The 23,829-nt window shown below is 39.3% G+C and carries 21 protein-coding genes; 3 read left to right on the top strand and 18 right to left on the bottom strand.

Annotated features, from left to right (window positions below; genetic code table 11):
* Positions 1-224: 224 nt before the first annotated feature.
* From AB3I00_RS05055 to AB3I00_RS05040, 4 genes are read right to left on the bottom strand one after another with little or no spacing between them, the layout of a single operon-like run.
* Positions 225-770, bottom strand: a complete 546-nt coding sequence (locus AB3I00_RS05055) for a cysteine hydrolase family protein (protein WP_167779124.1) — start codon at positions 768-770, stop codon at positions 225-227.
* 11 nt (positions 771-781) lie between these two features.
* Positions 782-1,474 (bottom strand): 5'-methylthioadenosine/adenosylhomocysteine nucleosidase, encoded by a 693-nt coding sequence (locus AB3I00_RS05050; RefSeq protein WP_002308200.1) that lies wholly within the window; start codon positions 1,472-1,474, stop codon positions 782-784.
* Between the two features lie 18 nt (positions 1,475-1,492).
* Positions 1,493-1,777, bottom strand: coding sequence for a cell wall synthase accessory phosphoprotein MacP (macP, locus tag AB3I00_RS05045; protein WP_002286760.1), 285 nt, complete (start codon positions 1,775-1,777; stop codon positions 1,493-1,495).
* 12 nt (positions 1,778-1,789) lie between these two features.
* Entirely contained in the window at positions 1,790-2,353 is a 564-nt protein-coding gene (locus AB3I00_RS05040; protein WP_086286181.1) for an NUDIX hydrolase, read from the bottom strand.
* A gap of 227 nt (positions 2,354-2,580) precedes the next feature.
* Here AB3I00_RS05040 and AB3I00_RS05035 point away from each other — a divergent pair, with 227 nt between their 5' ends.
* Positions 2,581-3,243, top strand: a complete 663-nt coding sequence (locus AB3I00_RS05035) for a 5-bromo-4-chloroindolyl phosphate hydrolysis family protein (RefSeq protein WP_002374972.1) — start codon at positions 2,581-2,583, stop codon at positions 3,241-3,243.
* A 122-nt stretch (positions 3,244-3,365) separates the two neighbouring features.
* A complete protein-coding gene (locus AB3I00_RS05030; protein WP_002291224.1) occupies positions 3,366-4,562 on the top strand; it encodes a toxic anion resistance protein in 1,197 nt (398 codons plus the stop codon).
* Between the two features lie 99 nt (positions 4,563-4,661).
* Here AB3I00_RS05030 and AB3I00_RS05025 read toward each other — a convergent pair whose 3' ends face one another.
* The 13 genes from AB3I00_RS05025 to AB3I00_RS04965 form a co-directional block, all read right to left on the bottom strand.
* Positions 4,662-6,038, bottom strand: coding sequence for an amino acid permease (locus AB3I00_RS05025; protein WP_368024839.1), 1,377 nt, complete (start codon positions 6,036-6,038; stop codon positions 4,662-4,664).
* Positions 6,039-6,074: 36 nt separating this feature from the next.
* The gene (locus tag AB3I00_RS05020) at positions 6,075-6,941 is read right to left on the bottom strand and encodes a GRP family sugar transporter (RefSeq protein WP_002291228.1); all 867 of its coding nucleotides are present in this window, start codon (positions 6,939-6,941) and stop codon (positions 6,075-6,077) included.
* Between the two features lie 88 nt (positions 6,942-7,029).
* Complete coding sequence (locus AB3I00_RS05015; RefSeq protein WP_002308195.1) at positions 7,030-8,055, bottom strand: HAMP domain-containing sensor histidine kinase; 1,026 nt, start codon at positions 8,053-8,055, stop codon at positions 7,030-7,032.
* Positions 8,056-8,072: 17 nt separating this feature from the next.
* Positions 8,073-8,747 (bottom strand): response regulator transcription factor, encoded by a 675-nt coding sequence (locus tag AB3I00_RS05010; RefSeq protein ID WP_002291233.1) that lies wholly within the window; start codon positions 8,745-8,747, stop codon positions 8,073-8,075.
* A 183-nt stretch (positions 8,748-8,930) separates the two neighbouring features.
* Positions 8,931-9,824, bottom strand: coding sequence for a class C sortase (locus AB3I00_RS05005; RefSeq protein ID WP_368024838.1), 894 nt, complete (start codon positions 9,822-9,824; stop codon positions 8,931-8,933).
* Positions 9,825-9,898: 74 nt separating this feature from the next.
* Entirely contained in the window at positions 9,899-11,617 is a 1,719-nt protein-coding gene (locus tag AB3I00_RS05000; RefSeq protein WP_368024837.1) for a SpaH/EbpB family LPXTG-anchored major pilin, read from the bottom strand.
* A complete protein-coding gene (locus AB3I00_RS04995; protein WP_002340984.1) occupies positions 11,610-12,923 on the bottom strand; it encodes a pilin N-terminal domain-containing protein in 1,314 nt (437 codons plus the stop codon). Before AB3I00_RS04995 ends, AB3I00_RS05000 begins: the two co-directional genes overlap by 8 nt.
* Positions 12,923-17,431 (bottom strand): SpaA isopeptide-forming pilin-related protein, encoded by a 4,509-nt coding sequence (locus tag AB3I00_RS04990; RefSeq protein ID WP_368024836.1) that lies wholly within the window; start codon positions 17,429-17,431, stop codon positions 12,923-12,925. Before AB3I00_RS04990 ends, AB3I00_RS04995 begins: the two co-directional genes overlap by 1 nt.
* A gap of 300 nt (positions 17,432-17,731) precedes the next feature.
* Positions 17,732-18,250: a phosphatase PAP2 family protein gene (locus AB3I00_RS04985; RefSeq protein WP_002291243.1), complete on the bottom strand. Its 519-nt coding sequence runs from the start codon at positions 18,248-18,250 to the stop codon at positions 17,732-17,734.
* A gap of 1 nt (position 18,251) precedes the next feature.
* Positions 18,252-18,872, bottom strand: coding sequence for a YesL family protein (locus tag AB3I00_RS04980; protein WP_070770474.1), 621 nt, complete (start codon positions 18,870-18,872; stop codon positions 18,252-18,254).
* The gene (locus tag AB3I00_RS04975; RefSeq protein WP_002308183.1) at positions 18,869-19,723 is read right to left on the bottom strand and encodes a carbohydrate ABC transporter permease; all 855 of its coding nucleotides are present in this window, start codon (positions 19,721-19,723) and stop codon (positions 18,869-18,871) included. Before AB3I00_RS04975 ends, AB3I00_RS04980 begins: the two co-directional genes overlap by 4 nt.
* Entirely contained in the window at positions 19,720-20,631 is a 912-nt protein-coding gene (locus AB3I00_RS04970; RefSeq protein ID WP_002291248.1) for a carbohydrate ABC transporter permease, read from the bottom strand. Before AB3I00_RS04970 ends, AB3I00_RS04975 begins: the two co-directional genes overlap by 4 nt.
* A gap of 40 nt (positions 20,632-20,671) precedes the next feature.
* Positions 20,672-22,006 carry an ABC transporter substrate-binding protein gene (locus AB3I00_RS04965; protein ID WP_002342901.1) on the bottom strand — a complete coding sequence of 445 codons (1,335 nt, stop codon included), beginning with the start codon at positions 22,004-22,006 and terminating at the stop codon, positions 20,672-20,674.
* A 207-nt stretch (positions 22,007-22,213) separates the two neighbouring features.
* On the opposite strand from AB3I00_RS04965, the gene AB3I00_RS04960 reads away from it, so the two are divergent.
* A complete protein-coding gene (locus tag AB3I00_RS04960) occupies positions 22,214-23,044 on the top strand; it encodes a manganese catalase family protein (RefSeq protein ID WP_002286789.1) in 831 nt (276 codons plus the stop codon).
* Between the two features lie 72 nt (positions 23,045-23,116).
* Here the strand turns inward: AB3I00_RS04960 and AB3I00_RS04955 are convergent, their stop codons facing one another.
* The gene (locus AB3I00_RS04955; RefSeq protein ID WP_368024835.1) at positions 23,117-23,800 is read right to left on the bottom strand and encodes an ArsR/SmtB family transcription factor; all 684 of its coding nucleotides are present in this window, start codon (positions 23,798-23,800) and stop codon (positions 23,117-23,119) included.
* Positions 23,801-23,829: the final 29 nt, after the last annotated feature.

Below are 23,829 nucleotides of genomic sequence, written 5' to 3'. Positions count from 1 at the left end.
CTAATTTATTTTTGCTGTCAATAAAAAACAAAATTATAATAAGTGATATTTTATAAAAAGAAAAATATAACTTTAGTTGTTAATAATAAAGGGATTTATTACAGTGTAAATGATATGTTTGATAAAAAAATAACAAACAAAAGAAGAGTACAAAACAATGTGATTCGTTTTACGCTCTTCTTTTATTATTTTTTGATTTTTATTTTAAAAAAAGTTTTGTTTTTTTATAGAATCTCTGCACCTAACGCGGCTTCAAAATGTCTCAATGCCCATTCGTGTCCGACAGGATCAAAACTTGCCACGGCATCTTTGAAAATATGGAGTTTGTATCCTAGATTATACGCATCGACTGCTGTATGCAACACACAAATATCTGTACACACGCCGGTCAAATAAACATCTGTAATCTGACGTTCTCGCAAACGAATGTCTAGATCTGTTCCACTAAAAGCGGAATAATGCCGTTTGTCTATCCAATAAATATTTTCCTGCTGCTCATGCTCTTGGTACAAATTTTTTAAAGAGCCGTACAATTCCCGTCCACTCGTTCCTATCACATTATGCGGAGGAAATAAGCGGTTCTCTGGATGGAAAGAATCTTTTGGATCATGTGCATCAATGGCAAAAACGACAAAATCCTTTTGCTCCATAAACTTTTTTGTGTGGGCAGTCAGCTTTTTTTCAATTGCTTGTCCTGCTGCACCAGTCGTCAGCTTTCCATCCTCTGCAACAAAATCATAGGTATAGTCAATCGAAATCAATGCGTTCATCTTAGTCCTCCTTATACGAGATGTTTGACAAATTCGATCACCATTTCTGCTGATCGCTTGCCTGCGTCTTCGATAAATTCGTCAAAGCTTTGTGTCGCCGAGTGATCCGCTGTGTCACTCATTGCACGTACGATCAAAAATGGGATATTGAACTGACGGGCCGTTTGTCCAACAGCGGCTCCTTCCATTTCACAAGCTAAAGCTTCAGGGAAATTCGTTAATATTTCTTTGATTTTATCTGGAGAGTCGACAAATGTATCACCTGTAACGATCAATCCTTCTTTTGCATTCAAATCCGTTGCTTTTGCTGCTTTAGCCATTTCACTGCGCAAATATGTGCTTGCTTCATAATATAGAGGCATACCTGGTAATTGACCTGGTTTGTAGCCAAATCCTGTTGCATCTGCATCAAAGTAAGCTACTTTATCTGATATAACAATGTCGCCTACTTGTAAGCCTTCACCGATCCCGCCAGCTGAACCTGTATTGATCACCATGTTCACGCCGTATTGTTGGATCAACAGACTTGTGGTAATAGATGCTAAGACTTTTCCTATACCGGAACGTACGACAATCACTTCGTGGTTACCTAATGAACCTGAAATAAATAAAGCGCCTGCGCGTTCCCATGATAATGGTTCGCTTAGGTTCTCTCTCAAAATTTTTACTTCTTCTTCCATTGCGCCGATAATACCGATTTTCATCTTTTTAATTCCTTCTTTCTATATAAATGCGATTGCTAAAAAAACCACACATAACATTAGGATAACAATAATAAGAGATTTCATCAAAAAAGAGTTCCATTTGGTCGTCTTTTCTCGTTCACTGATCCTTGTTTTCGTGATTGGTTTATTCTTTTTGCTTTCTTTACGATAAAAGCTGGCAATCTTTTTTTCTTCTTGCTGATAAGCTGTTTCTGCTTTTCGCTGTTTTTTTAATGACTCGCTTGCTTGTGCTTGTTGTCGCTTGCGAAGTTCGCTTCGCGTAATAAGCGGTCCTTTGGCCATAAGCCGATCCCTCTACTTTCCTTTGGTCAATAATTCCCAGTATTGAATCGCATAAATCGTCTTTGCATCACAAATCAACTGATCTTTCATCGCTTGTTGTGCCTCTTCAAGAGTTAGATGATACAGCTCCAGTACTTCGTCTTCATCTTGAGCTAAAGGATTCTCGACCTTCTCTACTCCTTGTGCATGATAAATATGAAGGACTTCATTTGCAAAACCTGGTGAAAGATACATCGAAGTAAGATGGCTCAGCGACTTCGCACGATAGCCGGTTTCTTCTTCTAATTCTCTGGCTGCAGTCATTTCAGGATTTTTTCCTTCTCCTGGATCGATTTTTCCAGCTGGGATCTCCAAGATCACTTTTTCTAAAGGCTTTCGAAACTGTTTGACAAGGAGCAGGCGGTCATGTTCATCAAAAGCAATGATCCCAACACCGCCAGGATGAAATACCAGTTCCCTCTTCGAAGTTCCTCCGTCTGGTAAACGAACTTCATCTACAGCAACATCGATAATTTTCCCGCTATAGATTTCTTTGCGACTGATTGTTTTTTCTTCAAATTGCTTATTGTTCAGCATATCTTCTCCTGCTTTCTTTGTAATCATAACTGCTTTTTTTTCATTTTTCAATTTTTCTCGAAAACTCCCTATTAGTTTACCATAGATAAACCTTAGATTTTCTCTAAATATAGAAAATCCTTCTTTAGTCCGATACTCTTTCTAGTAGTCAGTATGCTAAAATAAGAATGTAATCGAATAACGGAAAGAATTCAATACTCAACGATAAATGACTTGGAGGGCTTATTATGATAAAACGAAATTGGCCGTGGCTTCTAGCACTGGTCTTGCTGTTTCTCTTTGTCCGAAACAATGGTTTTTCTTTTGTTCTAGGACTTTTATTGATAGGCGTGGTTTTAGTTTTGTGGGGGCTCTTCGGTTCGCGCAGGAAAAAAGGAAAACAAGAAGAAATCCCTGCACTGACTGACGAACTTGAGACTCACTATGAAAAAAGCGGTATGACAGCGAATGAAATCTCATTTTTCCGACAAACGATGAATCAAACAAAAAACGAGATCAATCAGTTGCAAGCGAACATGCAGCAGACAGCCAAACTTAAAGCAATCGATCTCCGTCATGATCCAGTCAAAGCGGCAAAAGCTTTATTCAAAGAATTAGTGAAGGAACCAAACCGACTGCATGAAGCAAGTCAATTTCTTTATACGCATCTGCCGAATCTAGTTGATTTGACAAATAAGTATAATGAGATCAATGACCATGAGATCAAAAACAAACAAACCTATGAAAAACTAGAAGAAAGCGCGCAAATCATCGATCAGCTATCCGCTTTGATTGCACAAGATTATCAAAAATTCGTCGCTGATGACCTAGACGACATCGACGTAGAGATATCTGTTGCGAAACAAAGCTTAAAGCGTGATAATAAACATGAACCAGAACAAAAAGAGTAACTCTTTTGTTCATAAAAAAGACTCGGAACATTCAGATGATGTCTGGTTGTTTCGAGTACTTTTTCTAAAGTAGAGACATTCATGTAAGAATCGAGAACAGATACGACAAGGAGGAATTTTTTATGGATCATAAACCGACTGAAACAAAAGATATCACACCAGTTAACGATACACTTGAAGACTTATTGAACAACCCGTTTTCAACCCCAACAGACACGCTGACCACTTCACAACAAGCGGAGATTGATCAGCTCCAAGAGCAACAGACAGCTGCTCGCTTAATTGACAAACTACCGGCGGAACGCCAAGAACAAGCAAAACAGCTGGCAGCAAAAATCGATGCCAATGATGCACAGTCTGTCATCAGCTATGGCTCAGCTGCTCAAGCGAAATTAAGTGAGTTCTCACAATCAATGTTGAATCACGTACAAGCTCAAGATATTGGCCCAGTCGGAGATTCGTTGACTGAACTGATGTACCGTCTCCAAGAAGCCAACCCTGATGAACTGCGTGCCGGAGAAGGAAATATCTTCCAACGTGTCTTCGGTAAGGTCAAACAATCGATTTATGAAGTGACAGCAAAATATCAAAAAATTGGTGCACAAATCGACAAGATCTCAGTGAAATTAGATAAAGAAAAAGACGGACTATTAAAAGATAATCTGATGTTAGAACAGCTTTACCAAAAAAACAAAGACTACTTTGATGCATTGAATATTTATATTGCTGCTGGAGAATTGAAAATGGAAGAACTTCAAACAACGATCATTCCAGAAGCAATGAAAAAAGCAGAAGAAACTGGTGATCAGATGGATGTCCAAATCGCCAACGATTATACACAATTCCTAGATCGTCTGGATAAACGTACACATGACCTTCGCTTAGCTAGACAGATCACGATTCAGCAAGCCCCACAAATCCGCTTGATTCAAAATACAAATCAGGCCTTAGCTGAAAAGATCCAAGCATCTATCGCTACAGCCATTCCGCTGTGGAAAAACCAAGTCGTGATCGCATTGACCTTGCTTCGTCAAAAAGATGCAGTGACCGCTCAACGCCAAGTCTCTGAAACAACAAACGACTTATTGAAGAAAAATTCAGAAATGCTGAAAATCTCAGCCATCGAAACAGCGAAAGAAAACGAACGCGGAATCGTGGATATTGAGACCCTGCAAACTACACAAAACGATTTGATCGAAACGATCCAAGAAACTTTGCGTATCCAAAAAGAAGGAAAAGAAAAACGTCGTCATGCAGAAGTAGAACTTGGACACATGGAAGAAGATCTGAAACAAAAACTTTTGGATTTAACCCAATAGACCATTTTTTGCTTGTTACTAAAACAAACGCCCATCAACAGTTCAATAAACTGTTGATGGGCGTTTTTCTTATCTTTCTTCTAACTTCTCCATTGGAATCTATTTCTCGTTCATCTTGCTGTGTCCATAGCCATAGCCAAAATAAATGATCAGTCCAATAACCATTACGATACCGAACACGATCCAAGTCACCGTCTGCAGACGAAGCATCAAGACGATACAAGTCAAGATCGAGGCGATTGGCAAGATCGGAACGAATGGCACTTTGAATTCTCCTGCTTTTGGTTTGCCAAACATTTTTCTTAACTTCAGTAAGCCTAGACTAACTAGCATCAAATAGGCGAGCGCCATGATATTCGTTAGTTCCGCCAATACATTCAATGGGAAAAATCCGGCAAAGAATACAGCTGCCACACCAGCGGCATAAGTCGCTTTTTTCGGTGTACGATGCTTTTGATCGATTTCTGTCATAAATTTAGGTAGCAAACCATCCTTGCTGACAGCAAACAACAAACGAGCGAGTGAATACATCATCGAGATCGTCACCGTCAGCAACGTCAAGATTGCCCCTACAGCAATCACTGCGCCAACTGTTCCATGTCCTACATACCTCATGGCAAAGGCCACTGGATCATTGACACCTAGTTCAGTATAAGGAACGATTCCTGTCAAGATCAACGTCACGATGATATAAAGGACCGTAGCGATCAGTATCGAACCAATGATCCCTCTTGGTACATCTTTTTGTGGGTTTTTGACTTCCTCAGCTGCCATTGCAACAGCATCAAATCCCAAGAAAGCAAAAAACACAAGAGCTGCACCATCTAGCACACCGGAAAAACCAAAAGGCATAAATGGCTGCCAATTATCAGGCTTAACGAAAAATATCCCTACAATGATAAACAACGCGATGATACTAAATTTGACATATACCATGACATTATTCAAACGTAATGCTTTCTTGGCTTCAAGCGACACGATGTAAGTGACGAATATCACTACGAGTACCGCAATCAAGTCAATGTATGTACCATTTTCCGAATTGTACCCGCCAGTTAATGCTTGTGGAAGTTCGGCTCCTAAGCTTTTCAAGAAACCTTGCATATAGCCAGACCAGCCGGAAGCCACAGAGGAAACTGCTAGCAAAAATTCCCCGATCAACAACCACCCTGTCAACCAGGCAGCAAATTCACCAAAGACAACATACAGATAGGCATATGGCCCACCGATCACTGGCACTCGCGAAGCAAACTCTGCGAAACTCAGTCCAGACAAAATGACAACGATTGCAGCTAAGACAAATGAAAGTGACAGTGCTGGACCAGCATTTTGATTGGCCGCAACCCCTGTCACCACAAATATTCCCGTACCGATGATCGCGCCAATTCCAAGCATGATCAAATCAGACGTTTTTAGTTCTTTTTTCATCTCACTCGTATGATTGAGATTGATTTCTTTCTTACGAAACAAATCCATTGAAGTTCCTCCCCATTTTAGGTTGGAAAACAGTGATTAAACTGTTTTCATGTACCCTAAAAGGATACCACCTAAAATGACTAAAAGGCAACCAACAATAACATAAATGAGCTCTTTTTTCGTTTTTCTTTCGCCAAGGATGAAAATCCCACCTAAAGTAGAGATAATGATCCCCATTTGTGAAAGTGAGAATCCAACAGCTAAACCAAGTGATTTGACTGTTAGAAGCATACAGATATTACCTAAGCCCCATAATAATCCACAGATCATGTTTTTCCATACAAATTGATCTACTTTAACTTTACGGAAAGCAAAGAAGCTTGCACCTAAGATCATTCCGATACTTTGAGGTAAGATAATTGACATCGCATCCAAATTCGCCCAGTTGACAATGATCGTATATACGCCATAACCAATCGTAGAGAAGATCAATGCTCTAAAACCCTTACCAAAATCAAGCATTTTATTATCTGTATCTATTTTTCCTTCGTCATCTTGTCGTGCCGTCAAATACGCACCGCTTACAAGAAGAGCTAAAGCAATAATACCGTATACATAATCTTTCGTTTGTGTCCATTCTTGGAAGAAAACGGCTCCCGCAATCGTATTCAAAATTAATTGAAAACCAGTAGACAATGGTAACCCTACAGAAACACCCATGTACTTCATTCCATGGAATTGTCCATTTTGTCCAACACTCCAAGCTAAGCCAGATAAAAATCCGATCAAGAAAATCCAAGGGGTGATTACAGGACTAACAACGAAAAAGACAACTAAAGAAAACAGAAATGCACCAATCGTCATTCCTAGTGTTTGTTGATTGGCATCGCCACCAATTTTACCACTTACTAAACCAATACTACCCCATGCCAACATAGGGACTAATGCTATTAAAATTTCCATAACCAATCTCCTTTTATTTCACATGATAAGAAACTTATCAGCGAAAACGTTAACAACACAAGCGTTTTTTTTCGTTTCTAACGATTTTCTAACGTTTTTCATTATAAAAATTTAAGATTGGGAAAAATAAAGTCATTGTCGTCCCTTTTCCTTCAGTTGATTCAGCCGTCAATTGGATACCTAATTTTTCTGCTAGATTTTTTGCCAAATACAGGCCTAATCCTGTTGAATGCGTTTTACTAAGTCGTCCATTTCTTCCAGTAAACCCCTTATCAAAGATTCGTTTCAAATCTTCCTCCGGGATACCGATTCCTGAATCTTTAACAGAAAGACTGACTCCTTGCGCTTCCTTTTTTATGCTCACCATGATATTTCCGTGGTCCGGCGTATATTTGATGGCATTGCTAAGCAGTTGGTTGAAGATAAAAGCGACCCATTTAGCATCAGTCAAAACAGTATGATCCTCACCAATGATTTCGTAGCGAAGATTTTTTTGGATAAAATAATTGGCCTGACTGCGTATCACAGGCTGGATGATTCCTTTCAATCCATACTCTTGGATGAGATAGTCCCGCGAGAAACTGTCGAGTCTTGCATAATACAAGACTTGCTCTACGTATTCGTCGATTTTTGATAATTCATTTTCGAGTAAGGTATACTTTTGATCGTCAATATCGAACTCGATCGAACGAACCAGTAACTTGGAAGCGGAAAGTGGTACTTTGATCTCATGGACCCATGAGTCAATATAATCTTTTTGGTCTTGTTGATTGCTGATTGCTGATTGCATCACTTCTTGATGTTCGCGGATCAGCTGATTGATATATTCTTCTACCAGTTTTTCTTCTTCTGTCCGCCCGCCACTCAAATAATTTTGCAAAGGAGATGTTTTTTGTATGTCAGCTAACTTCCCCCACCATCTTCTTTTGCTCAAGTAGCCACCTAGCAGATAAAAAATCAGAAAGACGCCCTCGATCAAAGCTAAATAAGCAATCGTACTCAAATCCACTTTGATATTTGGGGCTAGCCACATCACAAAGATCGTTAAGGCAATAAAAAACAGCCATCCCAAGATCAATGTCCACTGATCTTTCAAATATTTAAAGAAATTCATCTTAAAAGCTCATCCTTTCAGGGAACGATATATCCCTGTCCTACTTTTGTTTCGATATATCCTTGGATACCTGCCTGTTCGATTTTTCGGCGTAACCGATTGATGTTCACTGTCAATGTATTGTCATCTACAAACCGCTCGTCATCCCAAAGTGCTCGCAGCAATTTTTCACGGCTTAAGATCTTTCCGTTGTGTTTCATCAAAATAAATAGCAGGCGGTATTCATTTTTGCTCAAATCAATGATCTCTCCATTGATTTCCATACTTCCGTTGTCGACATTCAACGTAATACCATTATGGCTCATCATCTCACTGGATAATTCTGTGTAATTATAAGAACGGCGAAGCAACGCATTGATTTTGGCAATCAGTACATCGATTTGGAAAGGCTTTGTCACAAAATCATCTGCTCCCATGTTCATGGCCATGATCATGTCCATATTCGTATTCCTGCTGGAGATAAAAATGATCGGTACTTTCGATACTTCACGTATTTTTTGACACCAATAATACCCATCCAAAACAGGAAGATTGATGTCTAGCAATACAAGCTGTGGTTCTTCTCTTTCAAAGTCTGAAAATACTTGGTTGAAATCGGTCGTTCCAAAGGTTTCGAATTGCCATTTCTCAAGTTCTTCCATAATCAATTGTCGAATGATTTCTTCATCCTCGACTACCATGATTTTTGCCATAAAAAATCCCTCCATCTTTCTTCTTGCTTCTACAATATCAAAGAAGCCTTTGTGAAACAAGTTGGCTTACCTGTAAAATGTCATTTTAGAAAACGTTCAAAAAAACTGGAAATAGGCGATTTAATCGCGTTTGTCTCTTCCAAGCAGCTTAAATTTATTATGTTATTCTTAATAATTGGTCTATCATCTGTTATTTTTCTTTGGTTGTTTTTGTCTTTTAAATTTTCGATAACCCCAATAACCGAAAAGAGTTAGTATTAGCAATACACCTAATAAGAGCGCAAGTAATCGATAAAGATGGTATCTTTTTGTCTTTTCCATCTTCGAAGAGGCTTCTTCTGTAAAGGGGACTCGCTTTCCTGTCACTAGTAACCTGTGGGTGTTCACAGTATAAGGTGTGCAAGTAATAAGTGTGACCAGATCCTGTTTTTCTCTGATTGCTAATGTATCTGTTTTTGTTGGAAGGACAACGATTTTCTCAACGACTTCATAAGCGAGCATCTGACCATATACTTCAAGATAGAAACGGTCATTTTTCTCCATTTTTTCAAGATCTGTAAACAATTTTTTCTCAGCAACACCGCTATGGGCGGTAATGACGGAATGTGTATTTTCTCCTCCAATTGGAAAAGAGGTACCTTGTAGAACTGTCGCTCCTCTATCTAATAAAAGATCATTTGTTTCATCGAATAAAGGCAAGCTAACATTGATTTTCGGAATATAGATTGCTCCGATCATATGTTGTTCGTAGTATTCTTTTCCTGGATTTCGGACATCTCTAACCGCTTGTTCAAAAGGATCTTTGACTTGACCCATTCCTGGGATGGCTGCCGTACGAGCAAGCGCCTGATTTTTCTTTTCTTGTACTGCTAATCGTTGCTCATGTTTTTCTTCTTTCTCTCGTGCAAGCTGTTTTTGATAATTCTCGATCCTTCTTTGGTCCAAATAATTGCTGAGAGCATCAGCTAAAAATGGATATGTAAAAACTGCAGCTCCTGTAAGAAACATCACTGCCATGAATAATTGTAATAACATACTGATTTTTGCTTGAGGTCTTTTCTCTGTTTTCTTTTTCATTTTCTTCACCTTCTTATTTAAAAAAACTGCAGCAACCTTTATAAAAACCGATTGCTGCAGCTTATTTTTGTTGCTTATACTTCAGACTTCATTTTAGATTTACGGTACCAGCTGTAGGCCCCAATCATCAAACTTAGACCGATCAGCAAGAATGCTAAGATCCCGTTCCCTCCAGTAGAAGGAAGAAATCCTTGTCTTACGTTTGGTACGCGTGCTGCTCCTGGATACTCATAGTCCACAATCACAAGTTCATCATCATAGCTACCATATTCTACATTGAACTCTGTGAAAGCTGCTTCACCTGTTGGTAAAACATATCCTTCTGGTGCTACTGTTTCTTTCATGAAGTATGTTCCGTAATCTAATCCAACAACTTCGAAGTATCCTTGGTCATTTGAGACAACTTCTGTTGCCTCTACACTATTATCACTTACCCAATCGATTGTGATTTCTTCTGCATCAGCACCTGACTCATAAACAGATAGACGTACGCCATCTTTATAGAAAACAGCATAAGCAGTTTTCTCTTCGTTCCACAATTCAAATCTTGCACCGTCTAGTAAAGCATTGCTTGAAGCATCAAACTTTTCAAATCTTCTCCCGCCAGTCGTTACTTCTTCTGGTGGCACGCGACGTTCGTTGTAGTCATACTCGTCACCTCTACCGATTTCGATCAATGCTGTATTGTTATGGAATTCATCTGCATTGATGACTGCGTTGACTTGCAAGTCATAGGTAACAGTTAATTCCCCGCCACGATGATTCCCTAATTTTTCCAGCGTTGCTGTGTTCGGTATACCTCCTGTTTCAAGAATGATCTCCACGACAAAACCGTTACCCGCTTTTGTTACTGTATAATCAGTATCTTTTATCAGTGTTGTATCTCCTGCTTGTACAAGGAGTTCCTGACCAAAATAACTCAAACCTTCTGTTGGCGTATCTGTGATTGTGAAATGCGTGATGACTGTTGTATTGTCCTCATTGATTTCATCAATAAAGTAAGGAATCGGTGCAGTTATTGTATAAGAAACTGTTTTTCCTTTTTCTAAGTCAACATATCGGATCGTTTCTTCTTCACCATTTTCATTGCGAATCGTCACAGTTCTAACGTCTGCTTCATCTACATTCATTTCTTTGGAAGAATCTTGGATTTCATTTTTAGGATATAAGTGTACATCGGTGTTGTACGTATCTTTCCAAGAGGTTCCATCCCATACACCGCCAATAATATCTGGCATCATAACTGGCATCATGACAACCATTGGAGACGCGATTCTTGAAATATGAGCTGGTGAATATGTTTCTAAGAAGAGATAGACTTTATCTCTCGAAGAAGGTGCCTCTTCCGTCACTTGGACATTTCTGAAAACAGCTTCACCATTTTCGCCAGTCGTCTGCTTATCTATACTTTCGATACCATAAGATACAAACCATGCTGCTGTGTGATCTGATTGGATCAAAGCAATCGCAGCGGCAGGTTCTAACCCATCATCATCTATGTCAGTTGTTCTAGGGTCATCTTTCAGCAAATTATAATAGACATCTGTAACATCAAACATTTCAAAATCGACGCCTGGAAGATTCTCATTACCAAAATCATCTGATACCAACCCGCTATTCGGTCGTTCTTCAGGCACAGTCGTGAATGCTTTTTTGTGTAATGTGATCGTCACTTCACTTGGTTTTTCCGTGACTTCTTCAGCGTGAACTAATTTTCCATTTCCAAAACTTCCTAATCCTACAGCTGCGAGCAACAGTGCACTCATCCCCATGGTCATCATTTTTTTATTCATTTTTTTCTCCCCGTTCTTTTTTTATTAATAAAACAGCACCTAACAACAAAAGGATTCCTAACAAAGAAATCAATGTTCTTGCTTCATTGGTTTGTGGAAATACGGACCCTTTCACAGGTTGATTTGGATTGCTTGGTCCACTTGGTTCTTTCGGTTTGTCCGTTGTTTCTTTTATGGTCTCGTTATACACGCGTGGTGTTGCTGATTCATAGGCAGAGGCTGGAACTTTTCCGGATTCCAATTCAGCCATCTTCTGCCCATTGACCATTACATATTGCGGCTGTCCTTCTGCATCCACCCAAGATTCAGGGACAATGACCTCGATTTGCTTACTTGCTTCGTCCATTTCGTACCCTTCTACACTTTTCAATTCCTCAAAATAATAGGTACCAGAGGGCAAAAATCGTTGACCTGTCGTGACTAGACCGTCTTTATCTGAAATGAATTTGCTTACATTTTTATCATTCAAAGGATCGTTGTTTGCTGGTTTGATCCATTGATTTTTCAAGTCATTCGCAGGAGCCATGTCTAAATAATATTTTTCTCCTTCTATCATCTGATACAGAGCAAAAACAGCACCTTCTAATGGGCGTCCTTTTTCAGTTGTTCCTCTTTGTCGTCCATACTTGAAAAAGTATGGATCTCTTAAATAACCGACATTTTTAGGATAGATATGGATCTCTTGCAGTTCCTCGGTTGGTTCTGTTGGATGATAGATTGGCAAAACAGCAGCAATCGGGATCGCTGTTTGATCGATATCCACATTCAACCCGATTTCCGGATCAATTGATTCTTCAAAAATCAAATAAACTGCATCTCGATCTTGGTTTTTCTTAGGTACTTGGATGCGTGCAATCCCATCTCCTAATCCACCAACCGTATCTTTTCCAGTCGTTACCGACTCCCCAACCTGGGCAAGTCTTTCTTCTGTGATCAACTGACGGATATTGTTTCTGCTCGTTTCAGCGATTTGCTGGACGAATTCTCTAGAGGTCATGTTCTCAGCAGCTTTTTTGTCATGATAATAATCGGTCATATCGTAAACGGCGAATGTCGCTCCATTTAGCGGGACCGTCTGCGAAATGATATCTGCTGTTTTTCCCGCTTCCTCAGAGATAGCCAGACCGTCATTTTCATGGAATTCAAATTGGTCGTTATAATCGATATCTCGAATCATCCGTTTATGCAATACGAATTCCACAACGTCTTCCCCTAATTCTTCTGCCGACATCGTTTGAGGAAGAAGGACTGCTACAAATGGTAGTAAAACAAGTAATTGAAGCATCAAACACAACAGCTTTTTCATTACCTTGCCCCCTCCTTTTTAGATTGTCTGACATACAAACCATAGGCAGCACCGGCAAGTGCCACGAAGAATGCAGCAAGCAGGATATAGAATAATCGTCCGGATCCCCCTGTAGCAGGCAATGGATTTTCAGGATCATTCCCGACACTAAGCTGTAGCCTGATTCGGTTCGTATCCAAAAGTTCATATTCTAACTCTTGCTGCAGATCAGGAGTCTCTGCTTCTTCGTTTGGATAATAAGAAACCTCAACTTTTAGTGTCCCGGCTTCTTTTCCTGGAACGACCCGATCATTTTCCACTTCTGGTTCTTCACGATAACTAATTTCTAAAATAAAGTAGCCTGGAAGTTTCCTGTAGCCGTCCGGCGACTTCACTTCCTTGATCCGATAGAATCCTTCCGTCAAATCCAAAGCATTGAATAGGGAAGAATCGTTTGGATCTGGTGCCAAGCCTCCGACGATGAGTTCATAGTCTCCTGCACTATTTTGTTTCTCAATTGAAAATTCTGCGCCTTCAAGACGTCGACTACTTATACTGTCAACTTTCAAAAGTTCCAGATCGATTGGTGCTAGTTCATCTTCTAAGGTTACTTGTAATACACCATCGATGATGTCATAACCCTCCGGTAACGGATCAGTTTCGTCTTCGATGACTGTCTCTCCAATGACAAATTTCCCTTCTTCATTCAGTGCAAACTGGAATACTTGATCAGACAATTGATACCCGTTTGGTGCAACAGATTCTGAGACCTCATATTCGCCGATAGACAAGCGTAAAGGTTGACTGTATTCTAAATCGACATATTTCTCTACACCGACTGTATAAAGATAGAAGTAACCGATTCCAGACAAACGTTTCGATTCTTCGGGTTCTAACGGGTTGCCTGTGTATGCTCGATACAGCGGGAAGGAAGAATCCCCTATTTTTCTGATATCAAAACCTGCACCATCTAAAGGATTGCCTTCATGATTTAATTTTCTAACTCGGATCTCCCGATAATCAAACGTATTGTAAGCAGTAAATTCTACCCATAATCGGCCCTCTTCGTCTGTTGAATGGGTGAGATATTGCCAATTTGCTTCACCTGTTTGTCTAAGCTGGATGGTACCTGCCTCATTATCGTACAGTCGCAAGATCCATGTGTCGTTTTCGTCAGGTTCTTTGAAACCTTCTGGGCTTTGACTTTCAACGATTTTGTATTCTGCATAGTTGGCATTTTCTTCATTGTCTATATGAATAAATGAATCTGGTTCTCCAATAGGATGAATGACTTTCTCACCCTCCACGTGCAAATATTCTCCATTTTCATTTACTGAATAGAATGTGAGCATTCCTTTCTCTTCGTCTGCTTCATTCGCACCAGAGATTCCTTTAGCTACCGGCGTTCCAATTTCAAGTCCGCTTCCATCGGTTTGATAAAGTTCAAACTCTGCCCCATTGATTGGCGTAGTGCTTCCTTCAATCAGTTTATTGATGTTCATGTGGACTGGCTTGAATTCATTCCGCATTTCCAATTTGACATACAAGTCTTCATAATCCGTTTCGTCCTCATTGACATTTTGAACAATTGAAAGTTTGTGGTATTCGCCTTCATAATAAGAATCAGGATCGCTACCTTCTTCTCCACCAACTCTTACTCCTGAAGTATTTGCTGCTACCAACTCATAGTGACCAAGCGCTGTATCTCCGCTGGAACTGTATTTTTTGATTTGGAATTGATACGTCTCATCCACTAACTGATAACGGGGCGGTCCAGCGATCTCTCTGATCCAGAAAATGTCGCTGACTGCCCCGGTCTCATCTCCTAAAACCGGGATCTTCGTTTCGAAGATTGCCATTCCATCCGCTGTAGTTCTACTTGTTTCGATTGGTTCGACCTCTCCAGCATCCGGATTTTGGTCGTATAATGCAAATTCGATTCCTGCTAAAGGTTCCCCATTTTGCCCCGTCTTGCTTATTTGGAAATTCCGGTCTTTGTGTTCATAACGAATAGAGGACGTTGGGAAATACATTCGACCAGATGTGATATCGTTATCATAATCTTCCAGATTTTGGATATATGCCTGATTATTTACAGCATAGAAATTCCCGTCTTGTGCTCCTGCATCCAGTTTTACTTGATACTTGATCCTGACCATTTCCCCTTCACCTAAAGAAATCGGAGAAAATTTATAGGCTTGGTTTTCTCGCCCAACATACGTTGTTGGTGTCGCTACTACTTCTGGTGGCGCTTGTCCATGACGCGCTTCATCCCATATTTCTGGCTCTTGGTACTTCATGCCGTTTTCTCCTGGATCTAGATGGTAAAACTGAATATCCGCCGATCTGCCAGCTCCAAACGGTGAAACATTAAATCCAGTTTCATCATAAAGTGTGGCTTGTTGGATCGTTTTCTTGAAAGTAGAGGAGATATCCTCCAAGGCTGTAATGATGTCATTCTTGTTGTTCGCATCGTAATAACGCGGTGTTGTGCCATCATCGTTTAAATCAGCAATGTTTTTTAATACATTTCGTCCGATTGCATCGAGCCGCTGTCTGCCGGCAATACTTCCGTCAATTCCTAACCCAATGGAGAAAATACTTGGCGGGTTCTCTTGGTACTTGTTTTTCAGCCAATGATGATATGCAACAGTATTGATGGCTGACGACTTTTCTTGTGAAGTTGGACTACCGTTAGTATCATTGCTTGCGCTTCCTGTACCAACCCAGTGAGTTGCTTTATCATCACCTTCTTTTACTTCTCCGTAACGATATTGCACATTTGTTCCATTAACAGGACGGTCAAAGTCAGATGCATAGGTAACTGGATAAGTAAATCCTGCATTAGAAGTATTCCCAGAAAAGGTTTCAAAGTTTTTGAACAAATCACCACGATCTATGGCAATCTTATCCCCCATGACACTCCAACTGCTCCAAGCTCCCCAAATACTTGTGCGAGATCTTGTTTGGATCGGTGCATAACTGAAGGTGGGTGTTCCGTCTCCTACGACGATCAGGATCTTTTCTGGATTTCTATTTTCTCCGCCATTATCCGCATACAATGTTTCATAGCCATTTTTAAGTCCTAGTGTAAGCGGCGTTCCTCCGATGGGTGTACGATTCAGTGCTGTATTCTCACTTCCCGTTAAACGATTGATGTCATTTGTCAACGGAAAGATGTCCGAACTGATTTGTTCCTGGTTATTGATGACTGTACTATTATGATAAAAATTCACCATACCGATCCGAATATCCATATTTGGGTCGGATAGCAGATTTTCACTAATTTCATTTACCGATTCTATCAGCGCCGCATTTTTACTCTGGCCTCCGCCTTCTAGTGTCCCTTCATTCATACTGGCTGATTTATCTAGAACAAAAACGATATCGATTGGACTGATTTCTTGTTTCTCACTTCCGATCACATCTAGATAAACGTTATAAAGTGTCGTTGCATCTTCAGGATGTAGATCAGATGTTGGGTTGTTTGATAGAACAGGTTCTACCCATTTTTTGATATATGCCCCGTTATAATCCAAGTAACTGTTTTCAAAATTCCGTTCATCTCCCCAAAGCTGAACGGTTTGAGCCGGAACATTTACATCTTCTTCACCTGCAGTTGATCCATTATCAGCCGCATAGTCGTAATTTCTCCAGTTCGCTCCCCCGATTGCGTAATCACTATCATCGATCAAGTTCTCTCCATCATATGGTGAGCCTTTTTCTCCCTGATAGCGTTCATTACTTTGTGACCAATTTCCTAATACTTTCGTATAATCATTCGTTGTAAATCGTGGATAGCGGTGCTGATCGTTTTCAGCTATTCCGCTAGGATAGATATATTCATATGGATCTTGCGTAGCTGTTGGTCCAAGACGCTCTAAAATACCGTTGAATAACCGGCGTTGAATGCGTTGGAGTGCTTGACCGCTGGGCACGATTGGTGCGTCCAGCTCTTCCGTTTCATTTTCTTCGCTACGTTGATTTTCAGCGGAATCCTCTGTATCTGTTTCATTTTCTTGTAATTCTTGATTAGCTATTCTTTCATCGACCACCACTTGAAGAGGTAGTTCCCCTTCATTCACATCTGGAATCTTTTCTGTTTCAAAAACCAATGTGCCGGTCTCAGCTTCTTTCGAATAAAATTTTCCGACATACCATTCTTGACCATCGATTGTCTCGACTTTTAAGTCTTCTCCATCTTCATCGTAAGAGGAGAGACCTGTTCCCCGAACGTTTTTTACGGTACCGATACCGGCAGCAGCTGTATCGATTGCTAAACGTATCCTACCTTCGTTCGCACTCTCTTTCTTTTCAAAAGCCAGATGCCATTCAAACGTTTCTTCTTTTTCGATATACCTCCCTTCGATTTTTGCATAATCCTCATCTAGAAATACCTCATCCTCCTTCACTTCTGTTGACTCAGCAGCTACATCCAATGCTGTCATATGATAGACAGACTGGAAATACGGTCCAAATAGCAGACTGACAGCTGCTAACTGCAAAAGCTTCAATTTTACCCCTTTCACATTCTTATACTCCTTTCTAAAACATGTGTCTTCTTTCACAACAAACACCAAAAACAACATCTATCTAATTATAATCTAATTTAATTTTAACTTTAAATCAAACAATATCCATTTTAGTTAAAATACACCAATTATACAACGCTTATTATTAAAATTAGATTATAAAGTTTTATAACAATCTCATTTAACAGAACTTAAGTTATTAAGACAGGTAAATAATCTCCGACTATTTCCTTGAAAAACAAAAAAATAAAGCACGAATGCGTATTTACGCACTCATGCTTTATTCATGCAATTGATTCAGATAACGGCAGCACACAAGATACCGATAACACTTCCTAAAATAGCTCCTCCTAAAACATCAGTAGGATAATGTAAAAGTAAAAAAATTCTTGAATAAGCGATCAAACAAGCAAATAGAAAAGCTAGTATTCCTGCAATACGACTTAACTCGAACAACGCTGCTACAGATAAAAAAGCAAGTGCCGTATGCCCTGAAGGAAAAGAAGAAGTCTTCGGTTTACTTGTATAAAGGACAAGCCGACGATTTTTTTCATAAGGTCTTTTCCGTTTTGTCGTTTTTTTAATGAGAAGTAGACCAACAAAAAAATAGATTAGACTGCCTATAAGAATAGCTAGACCATATTCTCTTGTATCAGGTATCAAAACTAAAACCGTAGCAAGGAGCAGCCAAATAAAACCGCCATTAGAGATATTACTGATAAATTTCAAAAAATTGATTTTCCGATTGTCCGTTTCTCGTTGTTTAGCAAACTTATTGATAATACTATCATCGATTTTAGCAATCAAACGCAGCATGTTATTCCTCCTTTTTAAGACCCTTTTCTTGCGTACGATGGATAAAAAGCAGGACTTGAAAATAAAACAAGAAGCTGAAACCTAATAAAGCAAGGTAGACTGGTCCTGCAAACCATAATGCAACCAGAAGTATCGACGTGCCTGCTAAATAGAAAAGTGCACTTTTAAAATCATTAAAAAACAAGAAAAATGCTGCAATCCAAGAGACTTCTTTTTGATTTTCCAGTTGAAGCAAGATTTTGTAACTAAAAAGAACAGCACTTAATAGAAGCAAAAACAACGTAGTATACATCAATGTATAGCCAATTCTCCCACCCAAATAATGGAAAATCCGATAATCGATGAATAAAAGAAGAAAATAACTACTTGCTAAACTATCTTGCTTTCCGTAAAGAGAAAGATTCTCACGAAACTTCTTCCAGTATAATGAACTGAGCTTTTTCTCTTCATTTTTTTTGTAATAATAAATCATATAGAGAACTGTTCGACTTGCCGTTCCTAATGTGAGAACAGGCAAGATGCACAGGAACCACAGTAGCTGTAACTGGATAAGACGCGGAATCCATTCAATGATTTCTAAAAAATAATCATTGGCTCTTTTACCAATCGACCGATTCATCATCCTTTTGATCCTCCTGTCAAATCCATTCCTTCAATGAAATAACGTTGTGCAAAAAAGAACAGCAAGATCGTCGGAATCAAGACAAGTGTTGCTCCTGCCATCAGATAATTCCATTGTGTCGTCGCTTGGTTCTGAAAAACTTGCAAGCCAATCTGCAACGTGTATTTTTCTTGATCTTGGATATATAACAGAGGACCTAAGAAATCATTCCAAGCCGCGTTGAAGGAATTGATTGCAATCGTGATCAAAGCAGGTTTCGTCAATGGAAGCATCAAATGACTCCAAATATACAAATGATTCGCTCCGTCGATTTCAGCAGCTTCGATCAATTCATTATTGATCGATAAGTAAAATTGACGCATCAGAAATATATTGAACGCATTACCGAAGAACGATGGAACGATCAGGGGCAAATAAGTACCTACCCAGCCGATCTTGGAGAATAATACATATTGAGGAATCATCGTTACAAACCCCGGGATCATCATCGTAGAAAGAACCAAAGCAAACATCAGCTTTTTCCCAGGAAAATCAAGCTTCGCAAATCCATAAGCAATAAAAGAATTCGAAAGGACATTACCGATCACTACTAGCACAGTGATGAATAACGTATTTCTTGCATAGCGCCAAAAAGGAAATGCGGCAATCGTATCCAGATAGTTTTCCCATACGATTTTTTCTGGGAAAAAGGTCGGAGGATAACGAACGATTTCTTCCATCGGTTTCAATGAAGTAAATACCATCCAAAGCAATGGAATGAGCAAAATAATTCCTATTACCGTCATAAGCACATAGCTTAGCATCTTTTTTGATTGCCGATTCACACTGGTTTTTTTAAAATAATCCATCATTTGCCGTCACCTCCAGAATAATAGACCCATTTAGGTGCAAGCTTCAAATTGACGAAGGTCAGAACCAAAACGATCAGAAATAGGATCATCGACATAGCCATCGCATATCCCATATCAAAAGCGACGAACGCCTTGTTCCACATATGCAGATTATAAAAAAGCAAGGAATTTGCAGGTCCACCTGTTCCATTTTTCGTCATGACATAAGCTTCTTGAAAAATTTGGAAAGAACCGATCGTAGAGGTGATCACATCGTAAAAAATAATAGGAGTGATTAATGGCAAAGTAATACTTTTGAACTTTCCCCAAACGCCTGCTCCATCGATTTCTGCTGATTCATATAAAGATCTAGGAACATTTTGTAATGTAGCTAAGTAAAGTAGCATTGCTCCTCCAGAGCTCCATATTTTCATCAAAATCAACGCAGGTTTCGTCCATTGTGGATCAAACAACCAAGCTGGTCCAGGGATATGGAACCAGCCCAGAAATGTGTTGATCAATCCTGCAGATGGAGAAAGCAGCTGCATCCATAAGATGTAGACTGCTACTCCTGATAAGACTGCCGGTAAATAGAAAACTGTACGGAATACACTGATTCCTTTGATTTTTTGATTGAGTACTGTGGCTAAAAACACACTGAAAATCGTCGTCAGCGGTACATTGAAGATGACGAAATAAACGGTGTTGTATAACGATTTCCAAAATAAATCATCATGAACGAACATTCTTTTGAAATTTGCTAGACCAATGAAATTCATCTTGGATGTCAAATTATAATCGGTGAAACTACCAATAACTGAAAAAAGCATAGGCCCTAGCATAAAGATTAAAAAACCGATAATAAAAGGCGAGATAAATAAATAGGCCCATCTTGCTTCTTTTTTCTTTCGGATAGATAAACGCTTCAAATTTTCTTGCCTCCTCTGTACCTAGACAGTCAAAAACGGATTATTGATTTTGCTTGACTAAGTTCTCTACTGCTTTTTGTGCATCTGCCAATCCTTCTTTTGCTGATTTTGTTCCTAAAAGAATCTGGTCGATCTGTTCATTCACTAATGTCGTATAATCCGGTGCATCTAAAGGAACTGGTGTGATCACCGTATTTTTAAAGTTTTCGTCCGCCATTTGATAGATCATTTTCCCTTTGTCCGTTAGGTTGTCATTATTCACTAAATTCTCGTTGGCTGTTTTACTTGCCATGATATCAAAACTTTTTTCGCCGAATTTTTCTTGTACTTCTGGAGAAGAAAGATATTTGATGAATTCATAAGAGGCTTCAGGATCTTTTGCTCCGTATGGTACTTCCAAGACGAATCCGCCACCCCATGACCAATGACCTGAACCTTCCTCTTTTTCTGGAAGCTGCATCACGCCAAAATCAAAATCATCCGGTGCGTTTTCCATCAAGCTAGAGTAATAATTAATGTTTTGGGCGCGCATGGCTACTAATCCAGAAATAAATGGATCAGACACACCAGAACCAAATTCTGCTTCTAATTTGTTGATTGTATTTTTTCCATAATAATCTTGCCAGTCTTGAATCCATTCTAAGGCTTCCACTTTGTTTTTAGTATCAATCTTGACCTTTTCGTCCTTATCAAACCAACTAGTCCCGTTGTCTGCGTTTAATGCCCATACATCAGCACCTAAATTCCATAATGGATAAAAACCGATACGCGTAAACTCTTTTCCTTCTTTTTTATCTAGTTTACGTGCTGTTTCTTCTAATTCATCCCAAGTTGTCGGTAGATCTTGTTCGCTGATCCCAGCTTCTTTAAATAACTTTTTATTATAAAAAATGACTTGTGTATCTGTATTGAATGGGATGGCATAAGGATCACCTTTATATTCTACTGTGTCCCAAAGCTGGGGATAAAAATCCTTAGAAGTATCTTTATCTACATACTCGGAGAGATTGGTTGCTTGCTGTGCTTCTGCTCTTTGCGCAACGGAATTTATGTCCTGTACAATAACATCAGGTGCATTTCCAGCCGTTATTGCAGATAAAGATTTGGTCCAAATATCCCCCCATGGCTGATACTTATAATTTACATGGATCTCGTCTTGTGATTGGTTGAAATCCTCAATGATTTCTTCGATGGCTTCTTTTCGTGCGCCCGACCCCCAAAAGGACCAGAAATCAATATTTTTTCTTCCATCACTTGTTTTTTCAGAAGAATTTGCTGCACTTGAGCTGGCATCGCTTGTATTACTTGATCCGCATCCTCCTAATAAAAACAATGCTGAACTTGCCAACAATCCTGTAAACAATAATTTTTTCATATTTTACCTCCAAATTTTAATGTAACCGATGTCGGTTTTAATATAACGATATCATTTTGTTCTGAAAATAACAATTTATAAGGTGTGATTATCGAAAAATTATTAATGATACCAACACTTTATATAATTCGCGAGCGTTTTCTTTGAATTTTTTAATCTTTCGTAGCAGAATGAGAATGTATTAAAAAAAGATTAGGAGGAATTTTGATGTTTAGACACCAGAAAGAATTGCAGTTTGAGGCAAAACCAGATCGTCCGAATCCATTAATCGCGAAATATCTGCAGGAGCTGATCGGCGGCCAATATGGCGAGATGAGTGTAGCTATGCAGTACCTGTTCCAAGGTTGGAGCTGCCGAGGAGAAGAAAAATATAAAGATATGCTGATGGACATTGCAACAGAAGAAATCGGCCACGTAGAAATGTTGGCGACAATGGTTGCTCGTTTATTAGAGGGTGCGCCTGTTGAAGATCAAGAAGCAGCGATGCAAAAAGATCCAACAATCGGTGCCATTATCTCTGGAATGAATCCACAGCACGCGATCGTAGCTGGCTTAGGACCTCGTCCTGCTGACAGCGTGGGCAATCCATGGAGCGGTGCCTATATCATTGCGAGTGGCAACTTGTTAGCAGATTTTAGAGCTAATTTAAATGCCGAATCACAAGGAAGACTTCAAGTAGCACGTATTTACGAAATGATCGATGATCGTGGCGTAAAAGATATGCTGTCTGTTCTCCTTGCAAGAGATAGCTATCATCAAAACCTATGGGAATGTGCAGTGAAAGAATTAGAAGAAAAAGAAGGTTCAATCTTAGTCCCAAGTACTTTCCCGCGTGACAAAGAACGAAAAGACATTGCTTATGACTTCTATAACTTCTCAGAGGGAGACCAAAGTAGTGAAGGTTCTTGGGCTAGCGGCAAAGCATTGGACGGCGAAGGCGAATATCAATGGTTGAAAGAACCTAAGATCGAAGGCGCTGCACCAAAATTAGAACCAGTAACACCAAAAATGTATGGGACACCTCCATTCAAGAAATAAAAAACATACGTAGGAAAAAGGTTGCGACAAGATTTTTGTCACAACCTTTTTGTTGTATTAGAAACGACTTTCCTATTGGCTCGATTCAAATTTTTGGAAAAATAAATTCCCTTCAGCAGTTAAGCGAACACCTCTGTTTTCTGGATTCAATGTGATATATTCTTTCTCTTTACACCATCGGAAAAACGCGTTCCCGAGATTTCCTCCTAAATGAAATGTTCGTTCTGTCCAATCTAAGCAAGGCTTCACAAGTACTCCAGATTGTTTTTTCAGTGCGTCAATATCTATTCCTAAGTCTTTGAAATAACAAACGCCTTCTTCTGTAAGTTCCACATGATGGTTTTCCATCACAAGATAGTTGTTGTGAAGGAGAAAGTTGAAAAAAACTACACCTATCACACCGGCTAAATGCCGATAACAAGATCTTCCTGCTTTTAATTCACTATATTCTTTGTTTTCATTAAATGATTTGATCGGTTTAACCGGACTAACTACCATAAGATTTTCTAACAAATCAGCGATTTCCAGAGATGATAATCGATAATAGACATTTCTTCCCTGTTTATAAGACCTCACCCAATCAAGAGAATGAAGTTTTTTTATATGATAAGATGCTGTATGATCTTTTATTTTTGCTTTCTTTGCTAGTTCATGCACGGTATGGAACCTTCCATCCATCAATAAAGTAAGGATCTCAAGTCGCGAATGATCTGCTAAGAGTTTAGTCGTTTGCTGAAGATCAGGAAATCCAGCCATTTTTTTCTCTCCTTTCACACATCGATGAG

This window comes from Enterococcus sp. C76, from assembly GCF_040886985.1.
GTDB classification, from domain to species: Bacteria; Bacillota; Bacilli; order Lactobacillales; family Enterococcaceae; genus Enterococcus_B; species Enterococcus_B lactis.
Note: the sequence above shows the minus strand (reverse complement) of the source record. Positions and strands in the feature narration are given on the sequence as shown.